This is a genomic window from Brevundimonas sp. UBA7838, assembly GCF_002500885.1.
GTDB lineage: Bacteria > Pseudomonadota > Alphaproteobacteria > Caulobacterales > Caulobacteraceae > Brevundimonas > Brevundimonas vesicularis_C.
In genome coordinates, this window is the sequence record NZ_DLTK01000098.1 from 1 (window position 1) to 330 (window position 330).

1 protein-coding gene is annotated in these 330 nt (G+C 73.6%); it reads left to right on the forward strand.

Annotated elements, in window-relative coordinates; translation table 11 throughout:
- Nucleotides 1-330 (forward strand): hypothetical protein (locus B3T77_RS08955; RefSeq protein WP_292078939.1); only part of this gene is annotated, 330 nt, incomplete at both ends.

Below are 330 nucleotides of genomic sequence, written 5' to 3' on the forward strand. Positions count from 1 at the left end.
CCCGCGCCCCAGCGCACCGAGCCGAGCCTGGATCTGGACGCCCTGGCCGGACCGACCCGCCCGACCAACAATCGCGGCCGACCGGCGACGGGGCAGCAGGGGGCGGGCGCGGCGTCCCAGGCCACGGGCCCGCAGATCACGGCCATCTTCAATCAAGTCTATCCGAACTGGATCCTGCCCTGCGACATCCCCGGCGCGGACCAGCTGCGCATCCAGGTCGAGCTGACCCTGTCGGCCGACGGGCGGATCACGCGCGGGCCCAGCCTGATCAACGCCCAGTCATCGAACGTCTATCGGGCCGCCGCCGACGGCGCCCTGCGCGCCCTGCGC